This window comes from Streptococcus parasanguinis (assembly GCF_901875555.1).
In the GTDB taxonomy this organism is placed as follows: domain Bacteria; phylum Bacillota; class Bacilli; order Lactobacillales; family Streptococcaceae; genus Streptococcus; species Streptococcus parasanguinis_H.
Genome location: NZ_CABFMD010000012.1, coordinates 1 through 21,048, shown reverse-complemented (window position 1 = coordinate 21,048; position 21,048 = coordinate 1). Strand labels below are relative to the sequence as shown.

The 21,048-nt window shown below is 38.3% G+C and carries 19 protein-coding genes and 2 pseudogenes; 12 read left to right on the top strand and 9 right to left on the bottom strand.

Annotation, left to right across the window (positions count from 1 at the left end; genetic code table 11):
• The first annotated feature begins 247 nt into the window (after positions 1–247).
• From JX304_RS04490 to JX304_RS04445, 10 genes are all read left to right on the top strand, one after another.
• Positions 248–1,003: a DeoR/GlpR family DNA-binding transcription regulator gene (locus JX304_RS04490; RefSeq protein ID WP_205011450.1), complete on the top strand. Its 756-nt coding sequence runs from the start codon at positions 248–250 to the stop codon at positions 1,001–1,003.
• A 331-nt stretch (positions 1,004–1,334) separates the two neighbouring features.
• Positions 1,335–1,760, top strand: coding sequence for a galactose-6-phosphate isomerase subunit LacA (lacA, locus tag JX304_RS04485; protein ID WP_205011449.1), 426 nt, complete (start codon positions 1,335–1,337; stop codon positions 1,758–1,760).
• A gap of 18 nt (positions 1,761–1,778) precedes the next feature.
• Complete coding sequence (gene lacB / locus JX304_RS04480; protein WP_205011448.1) at positions 1,779–2,294, top strand: galactose-6-phosphate isomerase subunit LacB; 516 nt, start codon at positions 1,779–1,781, stop codon at positions 2,292–2,294.
• 10 nt (positions 2,295–2,304) lie between these two features.
• Positions 2,305–3,234, top strand: a complete 930-nt coding sequence (locus JX304_RS04475; protein ID WP_200772444.1) for a tagatose-6-phosphate kinase — start codon at positions 2,305–2,307, stop codon at positions 3,232–3,234.
• Positions 3,235–3,236: 2 nt separating this feature from the next.
• A complete protein-coding gene (gene lacD / locus JX304_RS04470) occupies positions 3,237–4,217 on the top strand; it encodes a tagatose-bisphosphate aldolase (protein ID WP_195227779.1) in 981 nt (326 codons plus the stop codon).
• Positions 4,218–4,854: 637 nt separating this feature from the next.
• Entirely contained in the window at positions 4,855–5,688 is an 834-nt protein-coding gene (locus JX304_RS04465; protein WP_187540031.1) for a PRD domain-containing protein, read from the top strand.
• 46 nt (positions 5,689–5,734) lie between these two features.
• A complete protein-coding gene (locus tag JX304_RS04460; protein ID WP_205011447.1) occupies positions 5,735–6,052 on the top strand; it encodes a PTS lactose/cellobiose transporter subunit IIA in 318 nt (105 codons plus the stop codon).
• Positions 6,052–7,752, top strand: coding sequence for a lactose-specific PTS transporter subunit EIIC (locus tag JX304_RS04455; protein ID WP_205011446.1), 1,701 nt, complete (start codon positions 6,052–6,054; stop codon positions 7,750–7,752). Before JX304_RS04460 ends, JX304_RS04455 begins: the two co-directional genes overlap by 1 nt.
• Positions 7,753–7,854: 102 nt before the next feature.
• Entirely contained in the window at positions 7,855–9,261 is a 1,407-nt protein-coding gene (gene lacG / locus JX304_RS04450) for a 6-phospho-beta-galactosidase (protein WP_205011445.1), read from the top strand.
• A 144-nt stretch (positions 9,262–9,405) separates the two neighbouring features.
• On the top strand, positions 9,406–10,290 hold the full coding sequence (locus JX304_RS04445; RefSeq protein WP_200772448.1) for an aldose 1-epimerase family protein: 885 nt from the start codon (positions 9,406–9,408) through the stop codon (positions 10,288–10,290).
• Positions 10,291–10,900: 610 nt separating this feature from the next.
• On the opposite strand, the gene JX304_RS04440 is transcribed toward JX304_RS04445, so the two are convergent.
• The 3 genes from JX304_RS04440 to JX304_RS04430 form a co-directional block, all read right to left on the bottom strand.
• On the bottom strand, positions 10,901–12,256 hold the full coding sequence (locus tag JX304_RS04440; protein ID WP_205011444.1) for a PTS sugar transporter subunit IIC: 1,356 nt from the start codon (positions 12,254–12,256) through the stop codon (positions 10,901–10,903).
• Positions 12,257–12,322: 66 nt separating this feature from the next.
• The gene (locus tag JX304_RS04435; RefSeq protein WP_205011443.1) at positions 12,323–12,649 is read right to left on the bottom strand and encodes a PTS sugar transporter subunit IIB; all 327 of its coding nucleotides are present in this window, start codon (positions 12,647–12,649) and stop codon (positions 12,323–12,325) included.
• 14 nt (positions 12,650–12,663) lie between these two features.
• Positions 12,664–13,560 (bottom strand): haloacid dehalogenase-like hydrolase, encoded by an 897-nt coding sequence (locus JX304_RS04430; RefSeq protein WP_205011442.1) that lies wholly within the window; start codon positions 13,558–13,560, stop codon positions 12,664–12,666.
• Positions 13,561–13,765: 205 nt separating this feature from the next.
• On the opposite strand from JX304_RS04430, the gene JX304_RS04425 reads away from it, so the two are divergent.
• Together JX304_RS04425 and JX304_RS04420 are read left to right on the top strand one after the other, a co-directional pair.
• A complete protein-coding gene (locus JX304_RS04425) occupies positions 13,766–14,941 on the top strand; it encodes an ROK family transcriptional regulator (protein WP_205011441.1) in 1,176 nt (391 codons plus the stop codon).
• A 291-nt stretch (positions 14,942–15,232) separates the two neighbouring features.
• The gene (locus tag JX304_RS04420; protein ID WP_003005613.1) at positions 15,233–15,532 is read left to right on the top strand and encodes a YbaB/EbfC family nucleoid-associated protein; all 300 of its coding nucleotides are present in this window, start codon (positions 15,233–15,235) and stop codon (positions 15,530–15,532) included.
• A 242-nt stretch (positions 15,533–15,774) separates the two neighbouring features.
• Here JX304_RS04420 and JX304_RS10740 read toward each other — a convergent pair.
• The 6 genes and pseudogenes from JX304_RS10740 to JX304_RS04395 form a co-directional block, all read right to left on the bottom strand.
• A pseudogene (locus JX304_RS10740) lies at positions 15,775–15,927 on the bottom strand (IS30 family transposase); the annotation flags it as partial.
• 138 nt (positions 15,928–16,065) lie between these two features.
• Entirely contained in the window at positions 16,066–17,118 is a 1,053-nt protein-coding gene (locus tag JX304_RS04415) for a sensor histidine kinase (RefSeq protein ID WP_205011440.1), read from the bottom strand.
• Complete coding sequence (locus JX304_RS04410) at positions 17,115–17,813, bottom strand: response regulator transcription factor (protein WP_042749814.1); 699 nt, start codon at positions 17,811–17,813, stop codon at positions 17,115–17,117. The genes JX304_RS04415 and JX304_RS04410 overlap by 4 nt, the downstream gene beginning before the upstream one ends.
• Before the next feature lie 123 nt (positions 17,814–17,936).
• Positions 17,937–20,207 carry an SSURE domain-containing protein gene (locus tag JX304_RS04405; RefSeq protein WP_205011439.1) on the bottom strand — a complete coding sequence of 757 codons (2,271 nt, stop codon included), beginning with the start codon at positions 20,205–20,207 and terminating at the stop codon, positions 17,937–17,939.
• Positions 20,208–20,322: 115 nt separating this feature from the next.
• Positions 20,323–20,733: a glycosyl transferase family 2 gene (locus JX304_RS04400; RefSeq protein WP_205011451.1), complete on the bottom strand. Its 411-nt coding sequence runs from the start codon at positions 20,731–20,733 to the stop codon at positions 20,323–20,325.
• 99 nt (positions 20,734–20,832) lie between these two features.
• Positions 20,833–20,976: pseudogene (locus JX304_RS04395) on the bottom strand (glycosyl transferase); the annotation flags it as partial.
• Between the last annotated feature and the right edge of the window lie 72 nt (positions 20,977–21,048).

Genomic DNA, 21,048 nt, shown 5'->3' with positions numbered 1-21,048 from the left:
GAATCTGAAGCAGATGCTAAAGAAAAAATTGCGAATATCGAAGCAGAAATCAATGCTTTTGTAGGCTAAAACATGAATTAGAGCTGTTAGTTGAGTGTATCTAACGGCTCTTTCTGTTTGAATAAATGAATATGAAGTTTGTCATCTTATCAAAAATTGTTTGTTTCAAACATAAAATGTAGATTTGAAATTCAAAAAGGGGTATAATGAGATGAGATAACAAAATAACTTGTGAAATAGGTAAAAAATGAAAAAACATCAACGCTTGGTAGAAATAGAGAAATTAGTGAATCGAAGAGGAGTGATAACAGTTACTGAAATCGTTGAAATGATGAATGTATCAGATATGACGGTTAGAAGAGATTTAGCTGAATTAGAAGAACAGGGACTGATCACTAGGATTCATGGTGGAGCACGAAGTAACCAACAACTGAAATATAGAGAAATCCCTCATGAAGAAAAATTGTATCAACACATTGAAGCCAAAAGGAAAGTAGCATCCAAAGCAGCAAAATTGATTCAGGATGGAGAAACCATTTTCCTTGGACCTGGGACTTCTGTTGAAATTTTAGCAGAAGAAATTCAAAATGAAGAGCTACGTGTCATCACCAATTGTCTCCCAATTTTCAATGAACTCTACAAGAAAAGTTCAGACACCTTTAAAGTGATCCTTTTAGGAGGAGAGATGAGAGACTTGACACAGGCTTTTGTAGGTGAGATCACAAATGCCCTATTAGAACGGATGTATTACAATAAAATGTTCTTTAGTGGAAATGGGATTAAAGATGGTCAAGTGATGACCTCCTCCTTTGAAGAAGCTTTCACTCAGCGCTTAGCAATTAACAAGTCTTCGGAAAGTTATCTTTTGATGGATTCATCAAAAATCGGCAAGGAAGATTTTACCTCGATCTGTTCGCTCAGTGATGTGACAGCTGTGATTACAGATGTCTCTACCGACAATGCTCACGAAGAGTTAGAAGTTTATACTCAAGTGATCGTTTAAAAATAAAATAATCGTAGCTAGAGTACGAGGGTCCTCTCATCCTTGTACTGGTGATTTGCTTGTAGTGTGGAATTAGAAGTGATTTTTTAAATCGTTCTGTTCCACACTATTTTTGTTCACAAACGAACAAATGAAACCGCTGTCTAAAAAATAAACAATTCATTTATGGCCAATTAAAGATAAAATCAAACAAAAAATGTTGACTTTTTGTTTATAATGGTGTATATTATAGATGTATGTAAAAAGTAACTTAACATGCTTTGCATCTGAGGTGCTTTTTTAACTGATCGAGCAATCGATCAATCATAAATAAATTTTTGGAGGCATAGTAATGGCTATTGTAATTGGTGCAGATGCATCTGGAAAACGTTTAAAAGAACTTGTAAAAGACTTTTTAAACACTGAAGGATTTGAAGTAGTTGATGTAACTGCAGATGGTCAAGATTTTGTTGACGTCACTTTGGCAGTTGCAAAAGAAGTGAATGCAGCTGATGGCAATTTGGGTATTGTGATCGATGCCTATGGAGCTGGTCCATTCATGGTTGCTACTAAGATCAAAGGAATGGTTGCTGCTGAAGTTTCTGATGAACGTTCTGCATATATGACTCGTGGACACAACAACTCTCGTATGATTACTATGGGTGCTGAAATCGTTGGGGATGAATTAGCTAAAAACATCGTTAAAGGTTTCGTAAATGGTAAATACGATGGTGGTCGTCACCAAATTCGTGTAGATATGCTTAATAAAATGTGCTAGGAAAGAGGAAAGAAAAAAATGAAAATTGCAATTGGTTGTGACCATATCGTTACAAATGAAAAAATGGCTGTTTCAGAATTTTTGAAATCAAAAGGTTATGAAGTACTTGACTTTGGTACATATGACCATGTCCGCACACACTACCCAATCTTTGGTAAAAAAGTTGGTGAAGCTGTAGCTAGCGGTCAAGCAGATCTTGGTGTATGTATCTGTGGTACTGGTGTTGGTATCAACAATGCGGTAAACAAAGTTCCTGGTATCCGTTCTGCATTGGTTCGTGATATGACAACTGCTCTTTACGCTAAAGAACAATTGGACGCGAACGTCATCGGTTTCGGTGGTAAAATCACTGGTGAATTGTTGATGTGCGATATCATCGAAGCATTCATCCATGCTGAATACAAACCAACTGAAGAAAACAAAAAATTGATTGCAAAAATCCAACATGTTGAAACCCATAATGCTCACCAAGCAGATGCAGACTTCTTTACTGAGTTTCTTGAAAAATGGGATCGCGGTGAATATCACGACTAAGGGGTAGAATATGATTCTAACGGTAACTTTGAATCCATCTATTGATATTTCTTATCCACTAGAAAAATTGAACTTGGATACCGTCAATCGCGTATCTGAAGTTTCTAAAACAGCTGGTGGGAAAGGTCTTAATGTTACACGTGTCCTTTCAGAAAGTGGAGATCAAGTAGTAGCGACAGGTTTTGTCGGTGGTACAAATGGTCAATTTTTGAAAGAACATTTGCCAGCAGGAGTTCAGGCAGCGTTCTTTGATATCGATGGTGATACACGGAATTGTATCGCGATTCTACATGAAGGGAATCAGACAGAAATCTTGGAAGCAGGACCTGAAATTAGCAACTCTGAGTCAGAAGGATTCTTAAGCCATTTTGAAGAATTGATGAAGGATTCAAATGTTATTGCTATTTCTGGTAGTCTCCCAGCCGGCCTGTCTACAGATTACTATGCAAAACTGATTGAAATCTCACAAAAGCATCAACGCAAGGTTGTCCTAGATTCATCAGGAAAATCTTTAGAGGCAGTTTTGAAATCTAGCTTCAAACCAACTGTTATCAAACCAAACAATGAAGAGCTTTCTCAACTTTTGGGTAAAGAAGTAACAGAAGATCTTTCAGATTTGAAAGAAGTGTTAACAGATCCTTTATTTGATGGCATTGAATGGATTATTGTCTCACTTGGAGGAGACGGTGCATTTGCCAAGCATCAAAACACCTTCTACAAAGTGGATATTCCTAAAATTGAAGTAGTCAATCCGGTTGGTTCTGGAGATTCTACGGTTGCTGGAATTTCATCAGCTCTCAATAGTCAAAAAAATGACGAAGAATTGTTGAAACACGCAATGGTATTGGGAATGCTTAATGCACAAGAAAAAATGACTGGCCATGTGAATATGGACAACTACGATCAACTATATAAAGAAATTAAAGTAAAAGAGGTATAAAAATGGCACTTACAGCACAAAAACGTAAATCATTAGAAAAACTTTCAGACGAAAATGGAATCATCTCAGCTTTGGCATTCGACCAACGTGGTGCCTTGAAACGCTTGATGGGTCAATACCAAGATGCTGAACCAACTGTAGCTCAAATGGAAGAATTGAAAGTTCTTGTAGCAGATGAATTGACAAAATATGCTTCATCTATGCTTCTTGACCCTGAATATGGACTTCCTGCTACTAAAGCTTTGGACAAAAATGCTGGACTTCTTCTTGCCTATGAAAAAACAGGATACGATACTTCAAGCACAAAACGTTTGCCTGACTGCTTGGATGTATGGTCTGCAAAACGTATTAAAGAACAAGGTGCAGATGCCGTTAAATTCTTGCTTTACTATGATGTAGATAGTGCAGATGAATTGAACCAACAAAAACAAGCTTACATCGAACGCGTAGGTTCTGAATGTGTGGCTGAAGATATCCCATTCTTCTTGGAAATCTTGGCTTACGATGAAAAGAATGCTGACACAGGTTCTGTTGAATTTGCTAAAGAAAAACCTCGTAAAGTTATTGAAGCAATGAAAGTATTCTCAAACCCACGCTTCAATATCGATGTATTGAAAGTTGAAGTTCCTGTAAACATGAAATATGTTGAAGGATTTGCTGAAGGTGAAGTGGTTTACAGCCGTGAAGAAGCAGCTGCTTACTTCAAAGCACAAGACGAAGCTACAAACCTTCCATACATCTACTTGAGTGCAGGTGTATCAGCTAAATTGTTCCAAGAAACTCTTGAATTTGCTCACAATTCAGGTGCAAACTTCAACGGTGTACTTTGTGGACGTGCAACTTGGGCTGGATCTGTTCAATCTTATGTTGAAAAAGGTGAAGAAGCAGCTCGCGAATGGTTGCGTACAACAGGATTCCAAAACATTGATGAATTGAACAAAGTTCTTCAACAAACTGCTACTTCTTGGAAAGAAAGAGTTTAATCGACGAACTTTCTAAAACATGTTCAACGTAACCTCCTGATGAAGTCCAATCTCATTAAACTGGATTGGGCTTCAATTGAGATGAAATTGAATAGGAACCCTTGGTAGATAGATGTTATCGTCTGTTTTGCAAGGGTTTTTGTTTATCCAAAAAATGGGACTTATTCCTAGTTTTAGAGGATATTCGTATGCTCTTCTAGATAAAGTATAAAAGAGAGTTGTCCTCGGAATAAATTCTCTCTTTTACTATGGAAAATAGTAGTCGATGGAGAAAAATGGATAGTGGCTGAGATTGTTCTTGTTATATTTCTATTATTTTTTTAGAGTGGACCCTCCTCATTATAAAAACCTGAATGTAGACATGTAAACAAGAATCGTGTTTGAAATAAACAAAATTTTAGAAAAAATAGCAAAAAAAGAATCAGAAAGGGTTTACAAAAACATTTTTAAATGTTATAATGAAAACATAGTTTGAATAGGGTGGATCGTAACTGAGTCATATTAGGCGAGACTGCAAATGAATTCGGGAGTAGTAGTATTCTGTTTTCCCAGCTCGTTTGTGGTCTTTTTGCAGTTTTTTCTGTGTTCTGCCATTCTACCAGTTCGGTTCATAATAAAGTGGAAAGGGGGAGTTGCAGTGTATCGGATCGTAAGCCCGATTAATAATAATATAGCTCTGGTGAAAGATGAAAGTCAAAGAGAGTTAATTGTTACAGGTAAAGGGATTGTCTTCCAAAAGAAAAAAGGGGACATTATTGCTTCAAGCCTGGTGGACAAGGTCTTTCGTTTAAATACGGAAGAGTCCAAAGAAAACTTTTTAGCTCTTTTAAAAGACGTACCACTGGACTTTATTACGGTAACTTATGATGTGATAGACACATTAACCCTGAAGTACAACTATCCGGTGCAGGATTATTTATATGTAACTCTAACTGATCACATTTATTGTACCTACCAGTCTATTCAAACAGGTAACTACCAAAGCAGTAAGTTACCAGATGTTTCAAGAGAGTACCCAATTGAATACAAAATTGGTGCTGAGGCTCTGTCCATTTTCAAATCGAAACTACTCGATCGTTTTCCAGATGAAGAACTTGGAAGAATTGCTATTCACTTTATAAATGCGAGACGTGATGGAGAAGTAGCTCCATCAGTTGAGATTAGCCGAACCAAGCATATTCTTGACTTAGTCAAGCAGGAGTTGGCTCGAAACCATATCGAACGAACGTCCCTAAATAGCAATTTTTATGACCGCTTTATGGTCCATCTAAGTTATTTTTTGGATTATATCGATCGATCCAGAAAGGACAATACCTCTTTACTTGGAATGGAAGAACATCTAAAGATTTCGTATCCTGAGGCTTTTGAAATAGGAAATCGAATCTATGATGTGATTGCAAGAGAAACGGGTGTGGATTTATTCCACAGTGAACGAATTTATATCGTTCTTCATATTCAACGTCTCTTGTAGAAAATTAATTTGCTCTATATCATTAAAATTATAAGGAGGAACTATTATGAATAGAGAAGAAGTCCAATTGCTTGGCTTTGAAATTGTCGCTTATGCTGGTGATGCTCGTTCTAAACTACTTGAAGCTTTAAAACAAGCTGAAGCTGGCGATTTTGCTAAAGCAGAAGCTCTTGTTGAAGAAGCAGGTGGTTGCATTGCAGAAGCTCACAAAGCGCAAACATCTATGCTTGCTCAAGAAGCTGCGGGCGAAGAAATTCCATACAGCATCACCATGATGCACGGACAGGATCACTTGATGACAACCATCTTGTTAAAAGATGTGATTCATCATCTCATCGAATTATACAAAAGGGGAGCTAAATAATGAACAAACTCATTGAGCTTATTGAAAAAGGGAAACCATTCTTTGAGAAGATTTCTCGTAATAAATATTTGCGAGCGATTCGTGATGGTTTCATTGCAGGGATGCCTGTAATCTTATTCTCATCTATCTTCATCCTGATTGCGTATGTACCAAACGCATGGGGATTCCACTGGTCTAAAGATATTGAAACTTTCTTGATGACTCCATATAACTATTCTATGGGCATCTTGGCCTTCTTCGTTGGTGGTACAACGGCTAAGGCTTTGACTGATTCAATGAACCGTGACCTTCCAGCAACCAACCAAATCAACTTCATTTCTACAATGTTAGCTTCTATGGTTGGCTTCTTGCTCATGGCTGCTGAACCTGCTAAAGAAGGCGGATTCTTAACAGCGTTCATGGGGACAAAAGGGTTGCTAACAGCCTTTATTGCTGCATTCGTTACTGTTAATGTTTACAAAGTCTGTGTGAAAAATAATGTGACGATCCGCATGCCGGACGAGGTTCCACCAAATATTTCACAAGTATTTAAAGACTTGATTCCATTTACATTGTCAGTTGTACTCTTGTATGCACTTGAATTAGTTGTGAAAGCAAGCCTTCATGTAACAGTTGCTGAATCAATTGGTACTCTTCTTGCTCCACTCTTCTCAGCTGCAGACGGATACCTTGGTATTACCTTCATCTTTGGTGCTTATGCCTTCTTCTGGTTTGTTGGTATCCATGGTCCTTCAATCGTAGAACCAGCGATCGCTGCGATTACTTACGCGAATATTGATAACAACTTGCATTTGATTCAAGCTGGACAACATGCCGATAAAGTCATCACATCTGGTACTCAAATGTTTATCGTTACCATGGGTGGTACTGGTGCAACCTTGATTGTTCCATTCCTCTTCATGTGGTTGTGTAAATCAGAACGGAACCGTGCAATCGGACGTGCTTCTGTTGTTCCTACATTCTTCGGTGTAAACGAACCAATCTTGTTCGGTGCTCCAATTGTATTGAACCCAATCTTCTTTGTTCCATTTATCTTTGCTCCAATTGCAAACGTATGGATCTTCAAATTCTTCGTTGATACCTTGGGAATGAACTCATTCTCTGCTAACCTTCCATGGGTAACTCCTGGACCTCTTGGTATTGTTCTTGGTACAAACTTCCAAGTACTTTCATTCATCCTTGCTGCACTTCTTGTTGTAGTAGACGTGATCATTTACTACCCATTCGTTAAAGTTTACGATGAACAAATTCTTGAAGAAGAACGTTCAGGTAAATCAAACGATAGCTTGAAAGAAAAAGTTGCTGCAAACTTCAACACTGCTAAAGCAGATGCTATTCTTGAAAAAGCTGGTGTTGAAGGTGAACCAGTTCAAAACAATATCACAAAAGAAACAAACGTATTGGTTCTTTGTGCCGGTGGTGGAACTAGTGGACTTCTTGCCAACGCTTTGAATAAAGCTGCTGCAGAATACAATGTTCCTGTGAAGGCTGCTGCTGGTGGCTACGGTGCTCACCGTGAAATGTTGCCAGAATTTGACCTTGTTATCCTTGCTCCTCAAGTAGCTTCAAACTATGAAGATATGAAGGCTGAAACAGATAAACTTGGAATCAAATTGGCTAAGACTGAAGGAGCTCAATACATCAAGTTGACTCGTGATGGTAAAGGCGCTCTTGCATTCGTTCAAGAACAATTTCAATAATAAATAGATTTACTGTTGATTGAAGTGAGATGGAGAAGGATTGCTCACTGACTCCTCTCCATCTTGCTTTGTTTTTATTTTATGATTGAGAAGGGGAAACTTATGTCAAAAACATTACCTAAAGATTTTATTTTCGGTGGCGCAACAGCAGCTTATCAAGCAGAAGGTGCAACACATACAGATGGTAAAGGACCAGTTGCATGGGACAAATACTTAGCAGACAACTATTGGTATACTGCTGAACCAGCGAGTGATTTCTACCATAAATATCCAGTAGACTTAAAATTAGCAGAAGAATATGGCGTAAATGGAATCCGTATTTCTATTGCTTGGTCACGTATTTTCCCAACTGGCTATGGTGAAGTCAATCCAAAAGGGGTAGAATTCTATCATAAGTTATTTGCAGAATGTCATAAACGTCATGTAGAACCATTCGTAACGCTTCACCACTTTGATACTCCTGAAGCTCTTCATTCAAATGGAGACTTCTTGAATCGTGAAAACATCGAACACTTTGTGGATTATGCTGCCTTCTGTTTCGAAGAATTCCCAGAAGTAAACTACTGGACAACCTTCAATGAAATCGGTCCAATCGGTGATGGACAATATTTGGTTGGTAAATTCCCACCAGGTATTCAATACGACCTTGCCAAAGTCTTCCAATCTCACCACAATATGATGGTTTCTCATGCACGTGCTGTGAAATTGTACAAAGACAAAGGCTACAAAGGTGAAATCGGGGTTGTTCACGCCCTTCCAACTAAGTATCCATTGGATCCTAAAAATCCTGCAGACGTTCGTGCTGCTGAGTTGGAAGATATCATCCACAACAAATTTATCTTGGATGCTACTTACCTTGGACACTACTCAGATGCAACCATGGAAGGTGTAAACCACATTCTTTCGGTTAATGGTGGTAGCTTGGATCTTCGTGACGAAGACTTTGCAGCGCTTGAAGCAGCTAAAGATTTGAACGACTTCCTCGGAATTAACTATTACATGAGTGACTGGATGGAAGCCTTTGATGGTGAAACTGAAATCATCCACAACGGTAAAGGTGAAAAAGGAAGCTCTAAATACCAAATCAAAGGTGTTGGACGTCGTGTGGCTCCTGACTATGTACCTCGTACTGACTGGGATTGGATCATCTATCCTCAAGGTTTGTATGACCAAATCATGCGTGTCAAGAAAGATTATCCAAACTACAAGAAGATCTACATCACTGAAAACGGACTTGGATACAAAGATGAATTTGTGGACAATACTGTTTACGATGATGGCCGTATTGATTATGTGAAACAACACTTGGAAGTATTGTCTGATGCAATTGCCGATGGTTCCAATGTCAAAGGATACTTCATCTGGTCATTGATGGACGTCTTCTCATGGTCTAATGGTTATGAAAAACGTTATGGACTCTTCTACGTTGATTTCGATACACAAGAACGTTATCCTAAGAAATCTGCACATTGGTACAAGAAATTAGCTGAAACTCAAGTGATTGAATAACCTCACTTGAAGGTATCCTATTTTGTTATCCAATACTCTAGAAAAGGTCAAAGATTTTCATAAAATGGTCTTTGAAAAAGTCTGTATCGTTTGTTTCGATGTAGATTTTTTCCCTTTTCAATAACAAAAAGAAAGGAATTGATTGTGACGATTGAATTAAAAAATGATTACTTAACTGTCCAATTCCAAGAAGTCGGAGGAGCCCTTTCTTCCATTAAGGACAAAGACGGGGTTGAATACCTCTGGCAAGGGGATGCAACTTATTGGAGTGGCCAAGCGCCAGTCTTATTCCCGAATTGCGGGAGTGTCCGTGACGATAAGGCCTTATTTGGTCAAAAAGTGGGTCAACTTCCAAGACATGGATTGGTCCGCAAAAAAACATTCCAGGCTCATCCTGTAAACGATCACCAAGTGAAGTTTACAATTGAAGATACTCCAGAGATGTTTGAGCAATATCCTTATCATTTTAAGTTGAGTATTTTGTATACTTTGAAAGAAAAATCAATTGTAACAGAATACATTGTTGAAAATCTTTCAGATGAAGTGATGCCTTACTTTATTGGTGGTCACCCTGGTTTCAATTGCCCTCTTCTTGCGGATGAAGCTTATGAAGATTATTATTTGGAATTTGAAAATGAGGAAACTTGTACAGTTCCAAAACAATTTCCTGATACAGGGCTTTTAGATGTACAAGATCGTACGCCGTTCTTGCAAGGTCAAAAAACACTTGATTTGGACTTCAAGATTTTTGAAAAAGATGCGGTAACACTTGATCAATTGTCCTCAAGAAGTATCCGTCTGAAATCGAAAAAGCATGATAAGGGAATTCAGTTACAATTTAAGGACTTCCCTCATCTGATCTTATGGTCTACGACCAATAAAGGTCCATTCATCGCTTTGGAACCTTGGAGTGGTCTATCTACCTCTTTAGAGGAATCTGACCAGTTTGATCAAAAACGGGATGTTTCATTTGTTGAACCAAAGCAAGCTGATCGAAAGAGTTTTGTCATTGAAGTGCTAGGAATCTAGCCTCTATCATACTTGTTTATTAGCGATAGTCCAAGATCTCCCTCCTTTAAAATAATGTTCAATTGAGACAATTTTTGACTTGGACTATCGTTGATTGTAGATGATAGCGATGGAAAGTTTGATTGAAAATAGAAGAACAAGACTGAATGAATGTTATTCAAAGATTTATTCAGTCTTGTTTTTTTATATGGTGATCAAGCTATAATTTAATCGAAAGGGCTAAAAATACGATTTTGTTGGTTGACCAAACAAAATTTTTCCATACTGGATTTTATAAAATTAATCAACTGTCTGCCTACAAAACGATTATTTCAGATGCGGTCCCGGATCCTAAAATGTTGGCTGCGGCAGAGGACTGTGGGACGGAATGGATTTACTAAGAGTAAGAATTCAAATTGAATGATAAAAGGGAGATTAGCACAGTAATTAATTTAGGAAATGAACTGTAATCTGTTGATAACTTGTTTAAGCTCTCAACAGACAAACGTGTTTATCAATCAGCCTGCGTTTCTTGCAATGTATCATAAAATAGTTAAATAAAAGGTAATTTACTGTCTAATTTAGTAAATTACCTTTTTTATATTCATCAGTCGATTTATGAGATTATCTCTTAGTCTAATTGTACTTTATCTGCCATTTTAACGAAAGGTAGATACATAAAGGTGCAAATAGCTAAGTTGACAACAGAAAGTATAATAGAACGCCAATCAAATCCGGTAGAGAAGAAACCGTATAGAATTGGAGGCATTACCCATGTTACGTTTTGGGTTACCGGAGACACTAGCCCAAATGAAGTAGCAAAGTAGGCAACGGTAACCATTAGACATGGACCAAGAAGGTAAGGGATAAATAGTAATGGATTCAATACGACTGGAAGACCATAATTGACAGGTTCACCAATGTTAAACAATCCAGGTGCAAGCCCTAGTTTTGCCACTTCTCTATAGTGTTTGTTTTTAGAAGCGATTAAAATAGCAATGACTAAACCAAGTCCATCAAACCAAACAAATGCACCAAATGAACCGCTATTCCATAGGTAAGGAATAGCTTCGCCCTTTTGAAAGGCTTCCAAGTTTGCTAGCATCGCTACCCCAAATAATCCCTCCATAATTGGAGCTAAGACATTTCCCCCGTGTAGTCCAAAGAACCAGAATAATTTATTTAGGAATACCATTAAAATAACAGCAAAGAATGTTTGAGATAGACCTAATAAAGGAGTTTGAAGTACTTTATAAATCCAATCGATAAGAATGTCATGACTAAAGCTATTAAAGATATAGGTGAAAATTGCTACAAAATACATGGCAATAAAACCTGGGATAATTGAAAGAAAAGCTTTTGAAATTGCTGGTGGAACTGATTCTGGAAGTTTGATAACCCAATTCTTGTTAACTGCTTTACAGAAGATAATAGAAGCCACAAATCCAATTATTATTGCTGTAAAATATCCTCTTGCATTAATGTGATTTCCTGGAAGAATATTTCCGACAGTTACTAATAGTTTGTTTCCTTCTACAGAAATATTATCAATTCCCTTAAGGACACTACTTAAATGAGTAGATCCAAGATTCTTGATATCAAAAGTTTGAACGGTACTATTTCCGATTGAAATGATGAAAGAAGCTAAGGCAATAAGACCGGATGATGTTGTATCAGTCTTATAAATTTTAGCAACGTTTACTCCGAGACAGTAAACAAATAAAAGTGAAACAATTGGAATACTACCTTTAAAGACTAAATTGTTGATATCGACTAGCCATTGAAAAGTAGAAGTGATGGACGTTAAGCCAAATTGTTGTGGCAAATCTACTAAAAACGCATTTAATAGTAGTGCGAGTGATCCTGCCATGATACAGGGCATTGTTCCAACGAACGAATCACGTAGGGCAACAAGAAAGCGTTGATTTCCGACTTTACCAGCAATAGGTGCTAATTTTTCTTGTAATTTATTTAGGAAAGAATTCATGGTGTTTCCTCCAAATTTATGATTTAGATTAATTGGTATTATAAAGGAAAATTGTTGACTATGATATTATTGTTCTTTGATTTTGTCTAAAGCAAATTCAAGTACTTTCTTACCATTCATCATTCCATAATCAATTGTAGGTATACTTGCGATTGGGAATGATTCTGCTTCAAACTTAACTTTTAAGTCACTTAGCATATAGCTCACTTGAGGTCCTAACAGAAGGACATCAATGTGTTTTTCTTCTGTATAATCCATAATTTCAGAAGCAGGAATAGCAAATATTTCGGCTGTAACTCCTTGTTCTTCAGCTGCTTGTTGCATTTTTGTAACTAATAGACTAGTGCTCATACCTGCTGCACAAGCCAACATGATTGTAATTTTTGAATCCATAATAATTTCCTTTCTTAACGATTAATAGATCTTGCTATTCGAGAGATTGTATGCCGAACCCCTCTAATTGCTGTACTTAATGTATAAATATTTTCGATTGGTGCTACACCTCCATATCCTGCGTCACCAATATGTTGAATATCAACACCTCCTATTTTATTTCGAATTGCAATTTCTTTAATGACATCGGTATCAGATGTTTCTTGGCTTGTTCCAATAGCGCTTAAAACGAGTCCCCCTTTTTCATGGACTAGATCTGATATCTGACGTAATTCACGATCATTAAACGATGGAACGGTTCCAACAGCAGGAACTAGGATAATATCTGCACCAGCATCTAGTAATTGCTCAACTGTTTGAATGTTTACTACAGGTTCCTTTACTCCTGCTCCATGCATCTTCCCGGCTATAATTAATCCTGAAAAATACTGTTTAGCTTGCTTAGTAGCGGATATAATAGCGTCATTACTAACTCCAGTACCAGGATTACCTGTTAAACATACGAAATCAAATCCTAATTGATCAATTGCTTTGAAGGTTTCAATGCTAGCTTGACGTCCTTCAGGGATCTTTTGTATAGTTTCAGATGCTATGATATCCTCACTTACGGGTTCGAGATTAATTCCTATAGGACAACCTACTAATCTTTTTAGTTCTAGAACTACATTTGGTACTTCTTTGTCGATTCCAAAAATGAAGGGATGGAAAGCATCAAAACAGTTTAATAATATTAAGTCTGCCCCAAAGGCTCTTGCGATTTCTGAATTGGTAATGTCTCCAATTGATGCTTCTCTAGTACAAACATTTTCAGATAAAACGATTCTACCTTCACTTGCTTGTATACTTTTCTTGAGTTCATCTTTAGACATACTCAGGATTTCAGAAGCATTTGCACTTATGAATCTTTTCATTTTTTCTCCTTATGATGTCAAATGTAACATTATTTAATTTCATAAAATAATCATTTATATGATATATCATTTAAATTTTTCTAATTGATTATTTTTTGTTATTTATATTTTACAACAAAAGATTAGGAAAATCAAGAGTAATCTCATATATTTGATTATTTTTTATAATTTATATAAAATGGAATTAGGATAAGGAGTGTAAGGAATGGAATTATCAAAAAAACAGCTTCAATTAAGGTCTATTATTCTGGATAAGATTTATTCTAAAGGCCCAATATCTAGGATAGATATAGCTAAAGATACAGGAATCACACCTGCAACGACGAGTAGTATTACAGGAGAATTAATTAAAGAAGGACTCATTTATGAACTGGGGGAGGATGAAAAAGATGTCAAGGTTGGTAGAAGGAAGATTCTTTTAGAAGTTAAACCTCAGCATTCCTATTTCATTGGGTGTGAAATATCGGAAAAATATGTTTCTTTTGTTCTAGAGGATAATTTAGGAGAGAGATTAAAAGAAAAATTAATAGAAGTAAACGAACAGATTTTAAAGAAACGAAAAGAGCAAGTAATCATTGATGCTCTGTTAAACTTTTTAGATGAAGTAGCGAATAATCATATAAAATCCATTGGATTCTCCTTGCCAGGTCGGTACTTAGAAGATGGTGTGATCACTACCAATAATCCGCTTTGGTCAAATTTTGATCTAAACAAAATCCAAGACTCAATTGAGATTCCCGTATATTTTTCCAATAATGTAAATTGTATGGCTTTATCAAAAAGATTATTCCCACGAAATAAGAATGATGAAAATTTTATTTTTTTCCACTTTTCAAGGGGGATGCATTGTTCATATATGTATAATGGAGAGATTTATGGAAAAGCTAATTTATTAATTGGTGAAATTGGACATACGATTGTTAACAGTAGCGGAGAACTGTGTGGATGCGGAAGGAGAGGTTGCCTTCAAACGTATGTAGGAGAGAACAATTTGATTAAAAAAGCAAAAATGTTATATAAGACTCCAAATAGTTATTTGCCACATTTAGTACCAGATGCTGATTTAATTGATTTAGAGGTCATTTTAAAAGCTTATCGATTAGGCGATGAGGGAATCATCAATCTTTTACGGCAAGCTATTGTTTATCTTGCCCAAAGTATTAATAATTTGAATATGATGATTGATTCTGAAAAAATATATATTCATAGCCCCATGCTTATTGAAAAAGAGTTGGCCAATAATCTTTGTGAAACAATTAATTTTCAGCCTAAAATGTTGCTTGAAACTCCTCCCATCATTGAGATAGTTCCATACAGTGATTATACAGGTGCAGACGCCGCCGTTGCACTCTGTATAAAGAAAGATTACTTAAGTGATTAGTTTTTTAAAATAGGAACTATTGCGAGAGTCTTTTGAAAAAAGGTGACCCTTAGATGCATTATTCTTAATTTCCAATTAGGATAAAAAATGATATAATTGAAAAGCTAACCAAGATTTTACTTTGAATTAAAGATGAAATAACATGTTCGATCATCAATCAGAAGAATCTACAATGGTTTAAGGAAAGCTGCTAACGTATTTGACGATTTTTAAAAAAATGGGCAGAAGTGGGCAGTAAAAATTAAGCAACAGGGTCTAAACCCTTGATACGAAAGGAATCTAGAAAACATTATGATGAATATGCAAAATATGATGAAGCAAGCTCAAAAATTGCAAAAGCAAATGGAGCAAAGCCAAGCAGAATTAGCTGCAACTCAATTTGTAGGGAAATCTGCTCAAGACTTGGTAGTGGCAACTCTTACAGGTGATAAGAAAGTCGTTTCTATCGATTTCAATGCCGCAGTGGTCGATCCTGAAGATACAGAAACGCTTTCGGATATGACGGTGCAAGCCATCAATGCCGCCATTGAAGAAATTGATGCTGCAACTAAGAAAAAACTCGGTGCGTTCGCAGGGAAATTGCCATTTTAAGCAAAATCAGTTTTCATCAACTAAAAAGAGGCTGGGACAAAAGTCCTAGCCTCTTAATTGTTTTTGGATTGTTGAGCAAGACGCAGTGATTGAGTGGGCTCTACTGCGCTGATTTCATCAGCTTTTACAGCCCTACTCAACTGTGCGGAGGTGGGACGACGAAATCGAATTCTAACGAATGACCGATTTCTGTCCCACACTCTCTTTTTATTCATGATAAATTGTAAGAATAAGTGCAATATTTACTTGAACTCATCCTCTAGGGCTTCACAAGCAGTTCTGTAAGCTAAACATTTTCGTGATCGGTGATTGATATCATATAAGGCCTTGTTCAAAGCCTCATCAGAGATAGCGGCTAAATCTGTTTTCTTTGGGAAATAGTCACTTAGAAAGCCCTGATTTGTGCAGATGCCCTTCGCCTAAACAGCCAAGGTTACTTATCATAAGACACCTGTTGACGAGCTTCATGCTTTCCTGCTGATATTTCACACAAAATCCATTTTGCCATGAATGGCTAGATTTGTAAAGGGGTTTTAAGCTTTATTTTCACTGCCAGAGAGATTGAGAACAAGGGTAAAGGTGCTTCCTAGACCGTACTGGCTAGTAACTGTGATTTCCCCACCCAATTGATGGGCCAATTCACGCGCAATCGCAAGACCCAAGCCATGACCACCTGTTTTCATGTTACGCGAAGTTTCTACACGATAAAGTCGTTTGAAAATATTCTCCAAATCCTCTGGGGGAATCCCCTGTCCCTCATCGGTCACACTGATTAAAAGCTGGTTATTCTCCAGCTTAGCCACCACTTCCAGCTTGGTTCCTGGAGCTGAATATTTAAAAGCATTATTGACCAGATTCACCAGGATACGAGAAAGTTTAGCATGATCTCCTTCAATCCGGGCAGACTCTGGGATTACCTGCAAGTGGACATCTCGCTCCTCCTGCTCAATCAAGAACTGAAATTCATTCATGCACTCAATCAAGAGCTGGTCCAGAAAAATGCTGTCCTTGCTGGCAGTTTCCACCTGATTTCTAGCTGTGTTTAGGGTCAAAAAATTTAACTCCTCAACCAGTTTGTTGAGTCTTTCAGTCTGGCGCCCAATGGTTGCTAGATAATGGTCCTGTTCTCCTTCCTTGATAACCCCATCCAAAATCCCTTCTACCGTCGCTTGGATCGAAGTGATGGGGGTCTTGATATCATGCGATAGCTGGGCAATCATCAAGCTCTTTTCTCGTTCGCTTTCTTCCAAGGAATCAAAGGTGGCCTGCAAATCATGGGACATTTCATTGAAAGCTTGGCCTAATTGTTGAAATTCTATAGGGCCTTGAACCTCCAGATTTGAGGGAAAATCCTTGTCCGCTACTCGCTTGGCATGTTCCTTGAGTTTGCCCAATGAAGTAAAGACTGGCGATAGGAGAAAGAGACTAATCCCAGCACCGACAAAACTAGCTATGAGAGTCATACCCACTAGGAAATAAATCTCTCTTTCTTCAATTAGCATTCGCTGGATAGCCCAAAAAACCACGATAATCGTTAGGAGTGTTGAAATGACATACCCCACTAAAATATAACTTTTTAATTTCATTGACTACCTCGTGCTTTCTCAATTTTGTAGCCCAAACCCCAGACGGTTTTGATGGTCGGTGTTTCTGAACTAGCATGTTTAGCTAACTCCTGTCGAAGAGCATGAATATGAACATTCAAGGTATTGGTATCATCCACATAGTCTTCCTGCCAGACCTTTTCATAGAGGTCTGTCTTAGAGAAAACCCGCTCTGGATTGCTGGCTAGAAGCCATAGAAGTTCGAAGGATTTGACGGTCAAATCAAGCGCCACATCTCCGACTTGAACCTCATGACTACCGTGATTCATCCGTAAATCCCCAAGACTGACGACCTCTGTCTCACCTCCACGATGAAGGCGACGCAAAATATTGTGGACACGCAAAACCAGTTCACGAGGGCTAAAGGGCTTGGCAATAAAGTCATCTGCCCCCAGACTTAGGCCGTAAATCTTGTCCTGCTCACTGGTCTTAGCCGTGATAAAGAGAAAAGGCTGATCTGGAGATTGATACTGAACCTCACTAATCAAATCATAACCATCCATCCGAGGCATCATGATATCTGTAATAATCAAATCAATTGGTTTTCGCTTGAAGATTTCTAAGGCCTCTACTCCATCATGGGCCACCAAAACCTGATATCCTGCCTGAACCAGATAACGTTGATGAATATCTGTGATTTCTACCTCGTCGTCAACGAGTAAAATTGTCTTTCCCATCTGTCTCTCCTTTGAAAAAAACAGTGCTATACCACAGTAGTATAACACTATTTTAATCTCTTTACGAACATTCTAAACGATATCTGGATTTTTCAAATCCTAGATAGAAAGTCTGTAACTAGACTAGTCATTTTCCTCTTTTTTAGCTTTCAAACCGAGTCCACCTAGAAGTCCGGCCAAAGCAAGTCCAAAGAATCCAAGAGTAGCCATTGAAGTTTGGACTTCACCAGTATATGGAAGCATGTCTTTTTGCTCTTTCATTTGATCAGCCATCATTGGACTTGACATCTTGTTAGTAGATGTCATCTTGCCTTCATAAGACGCTTTGCTTGAGGCTACTGGAACTTTATCTTGATCTTGTTTCATGCTTGGTGTTACCATAGGCTGACTAGCATTCATGGTTTTGTCCTGCTCTTTGTTAGGCATCATCTTATCCTGAATGGCAACTGGCGTTTTAGATTTCATCTCATCTTGATTGGCACTAGGCATTTGAGCTTTCATATTAGATGCATCTTGATGACTATTCATCATTGGAGCCGGCATGGCTGAACCATTAGAAGATGGGATGAAACTTGACTGCATCGGAATCAGAGACTGACGTCCATTCACGTTCACTGTCAAATCTTTTGTCGCTACGAGGTTGCTCAAGTCTGCCTTGCCATCTTTCGCACCGTATACCTTGATAGTGGCTTTATAGCTTTGAGTGCCGTTTTGTTTCAAGAGGTCAAGCAACTCTTTATCTGATTTACCCTGAGTATCTGCCAAGTCTACTTCGTAGAAGTAAAGGCCGTTGCCCAATTTCTCTACTGGTGGAAGAGCAGGATTTTTAGCTAAACCATTGTCTGACCATGGGGCCTTGTCTGATGCTTTCAAGATAAGGCGAGTCAACATACCGTCACCAGCGAAGAATTCATATGGAATAACTTGGTTGACGCCGGCTGTGAATGGTCCTGGGAAGTTGGCTTTGTCCAAGTAAGTAGCTGGAACATCCACTGTGTCTTTGGTATTGTCGGCTACGCCTTTTTGCACTTCAGCTGGAGTAGTTAAACCGTTCAAGTTGACATCTAAATCTTTTGTCGCTACGAGGTTGCTCAAGTCTGCCTTGCCATCTTTCGCACCGTACACTTTAATAGTAGCTTTATAACTTTGAGTGCCGTTTTGTTTCAAGAGGTCAAGCAACTCTTTATCTGATTTACCTTGCGTTCCTGCCAAATCTACTTCATAGAAGTAGAGGCCTTTGCCCAAGTTTTCTACCGGTGGAAGAGCAGGATTTTTAGCTGTACCATTGTCTGACCATGGAGCCTTGTCTGAGGCCTTCAAGATCAGACGAGTCAACATACCGTCACCAGCGAAGAATTCGTATGGAATGACTTGGTTGACACCAGCTGTGAATGGCCCTGGGAAATTGGCTTTGTCCAAGTAAGTGGCTGGAACATCCACTGTGTCTTTGGTATTGTCGGCTACGCCTTTTTGCACTTCAGCTGGAGTAGTTAAACCGTTCAAGTTGACATCTAAATCTTTTGTCGCTACGAGGTTGCTCAAGTCTGCCTTGCCATCTTTCGCACCGTACACTTTAATAGTAGCTTTATAACTTTGAGTGCCGTTTTGTTTCAAGAGGTCAAGAAGCTCTTTATCTGATTTACCTTGAGTACCGGCCAAATCCACTTCATAGAAGTAAAGGCCTTTGCCCAAGTTCTCTACTGGTGGAAGGGCCGGATTTTTAGCTGAACCGTTGTCTGACCATGGGGCTTTGTCTGATGCTTTCAAGATAAGGCGAGTTAACATACCGTCACCAGCGAAGAATTCATATGGAATGACTTGGTTGACACCAGCTGTGAATGGCCCTGGGAAGTTGGCTTTGTTCAAGTAAGTAGCTGGGACATCTACTGTATCTTTAGTGTTGTCCGCCACACCCTTTTGCACTTCAGCTGGGGTGGTTGCTAGTTGCGCTTCATTTACTTCACGGTCTTGTCCAGAAACTGTAGGCGCAGGATTTGTCGCAGGTTTAAGAACATCTTCTGTTTGTTTATTAGATTCTGGTTTTGCTTGCACTTCTTCGTTGGGCGCTACCACTTGGTTTTTATCGGCTACATTCACTTTTTCTGGAGAGCTTGTAGCATCCAAACTTGCTTTAGGTGTTGAGTCCACCTGTTCTGAAGGAAGAGCTGTATCGACTGTTTCTTTGAGACCTCCTACTGGTAAGTCACTCTTTTCACTCACCGGAGCAACGTCTGGCACAACTTTGGCAGGGGTCGGATTGACCACATCGGCATATACAGAACTTGGTTGACCAACTAGGACAAAGAAGCCACTAGCCACAACAACTGAGGCAACACCGACACTAAGACGGCGAATAGACCAACGAGTATATCTTTGATTTGGATTGAATTTCATAGGATTCTCCTTAGAGTTTTTCTTTATTTGATGACTTTAGTATAATCTCCTAAAATTAAAAAGGATTAAGAAAAAGTTAAAATTTTTCTTAAATCCCTCTTATAAAATACTTATATTAATTAAATCCATAAACAGACTTGGTGATTTGATAGACGACATTGGAAAGTTTGCAGGCTGGTAAGACCGAATGTTTGGTCAAACGGCTCAACATAGTCTTACGGATAGCCTGAAAGACCTCTGGATTTTCCTGCTGAATATAGGTCCACAGCTCCCGTTTTTTGGCAAGATGCTCTGCTGTGCCTGCTCGGTTGAGCAAGGCACTAGAAATCACCGTCGTGATTTCAATGTGATTCAGCAGGTATTCTCGCATTTTGGGGTGGCTTACTTTAGATAAATCAAGCTGGTCTACTAAAAGACGATTAACCTTGAGTTGCTGGTCAATGCGCTTAATCATCACTTGCTCATTGACAGACTGGTCCTCACGCCCAATCAAATAACGATATAAATCGACAGGCAGATAGTACATGGTCTTGACCTGCTGAAGGGTGGGAAAGTCAAAGAGATTATCGACATAAAAAGTATGCTCAGGCAATTGGAACTGGCTCGCTCGCAACAAATCTGTCCGTTAAATCAGCGAGTGCATCATGATATACTGGCCTTTTGAGAAATTTCCAACCTGGTCCCATCCAAAAATCTGTTGAACAAGCAAGACTGACCCGTAACTCATACTCTTCTTACGAGACTGACCTTCCTTTTCATAGGACAAATTGCAAGAATAAGTGCAACATTTACTTGAACTCATCCTCTAGGGCTTCACAAGCAGTTCTGTAAGCTAAACATT

What these genes read in the sequence shown, in the direction of transcription:
- JX304_RS04420 (WP_003005613.1), top strand. Translation starts at nt 15,233, where the DNA reads ATGATGAATATGCAAAATATGATGAAGCAAGCTCAAAAATTGCAAAAG.
- JX304_RS04490 (WP_205011450.1), top strand. Translation starts at nt 248, where the DNA reads ATGAAAAAACATCAACGCTTGGTAGAAATAGAGAAATTAGTGAATCGA.
- JX304_RS04435 (WP_205011443.1), bottom strand. Translation starts at nt 12,649, where the DNA reads ATGGATTCAAAAATTACAATCATGTTGGCTTGTGCAGCAGGTATGAGC.
- JX304_RS04455 (WP_205011446.1), top strand. Translation starts at nt 6,052, where the DNA reads ATGAACAAACTCATTGAGCTTATTGAAAAAGGGAAACCATTCTTTGAG.
- JX304_RS04425 (WP_205011441.1), top strand. Translation starts at nt 13,766, where the DNA reads ATGGAATTATCAAAAAAACAGCTTCAATTAAGGTCTATTATTCTGGAT.
- JX304_RS04410 (WP_042749814.1), bottom strand. Translation starts at nt 17,813, where the DNA reads ATGGGAAAGACAATTTTACTCGTTGACGACGAGGTAGAAATCACAGAT.
- JX304_RS04475 (WP_200772444.1), top strand. Translation starts at nt 2,305, where the DNA reads ATGATTCTAACGGTAACTTTGAATCCATCTATTGATATTTCTTATCCA.
- lacG (WP_205011445.1), top strand. Translation starts at nt 7,855, where the DNA reads ATGTCAAAAACATTACCTAAAGATTTTATTTTCGGTGGCGCAACAGCA.
- JX304_RS04430 (WP_205011442.1), bottom strand. Translation starts at nt 13,560, where the DNA reads ATGAAAAGATTCATAAGTGCAAATGCTTCTGAAATCCTGAGTATGTCT.
- JX304_RS04415 (WP_205011440.1), bottom strand. Translation starts at nt 17,118, where the DNA reads ATGAAATTAAAAAGTTATATTTTAGTGGGGTATGTCATTTCAACACTC.
- JX304_RS04405 (WP_205011439.1), bottom strand. Translation starts at nt 20,207, where the DNA reads ATGAAATTCAATCCAAATCAAAGATATACTCGTTGGTCTATTCGCCGT.
- lacB (WP_205011448.1), top strand. Translation starts at nt 1,779, where the DNA reads ATGAAAATTGCAATTGGTTGTGACCATATCGTTACAAATGAAAAAATG.
- JX304_RS04400 (WP_205011451.1), bottom strand. Translation starts at nt 20,733, where the DNA reads ATGTACTATCTGCCTGTCGATTTATATCGTTATTTGATTGGGCGTGAG.
- lacD (WP_195227779.1), top strand. Translation starts at nt 3,237, where the DNA reads ATGGCACTTACAGCACAAAAACGTAAATCATTAGAAAAACTTTCAGAC.
- lacA (WP_205011449.1), top strand. Translation starts at nt 1,335, where the DNA reads ATGGCTATTGTAATTGGTGCAGATGCATCTGGAAAACGTTTAAAAGAA.
- JX304_RS04440 (WP_205011444.1), bottom strand. Translation starts at nt 12,256, where the DNA reads ATGAATTCTTTCCTAAATAAATTACAAGAAAAATTAGCACCTATTGCT.
- JX304_RS04460 (WP_205011447.1), top strand. Translation starts at nt 5,735, where the DNA reads ATGAATAGAGAAGAAGTCCAATTGCTTGGCTTTGAAATTGTCGCTTAT.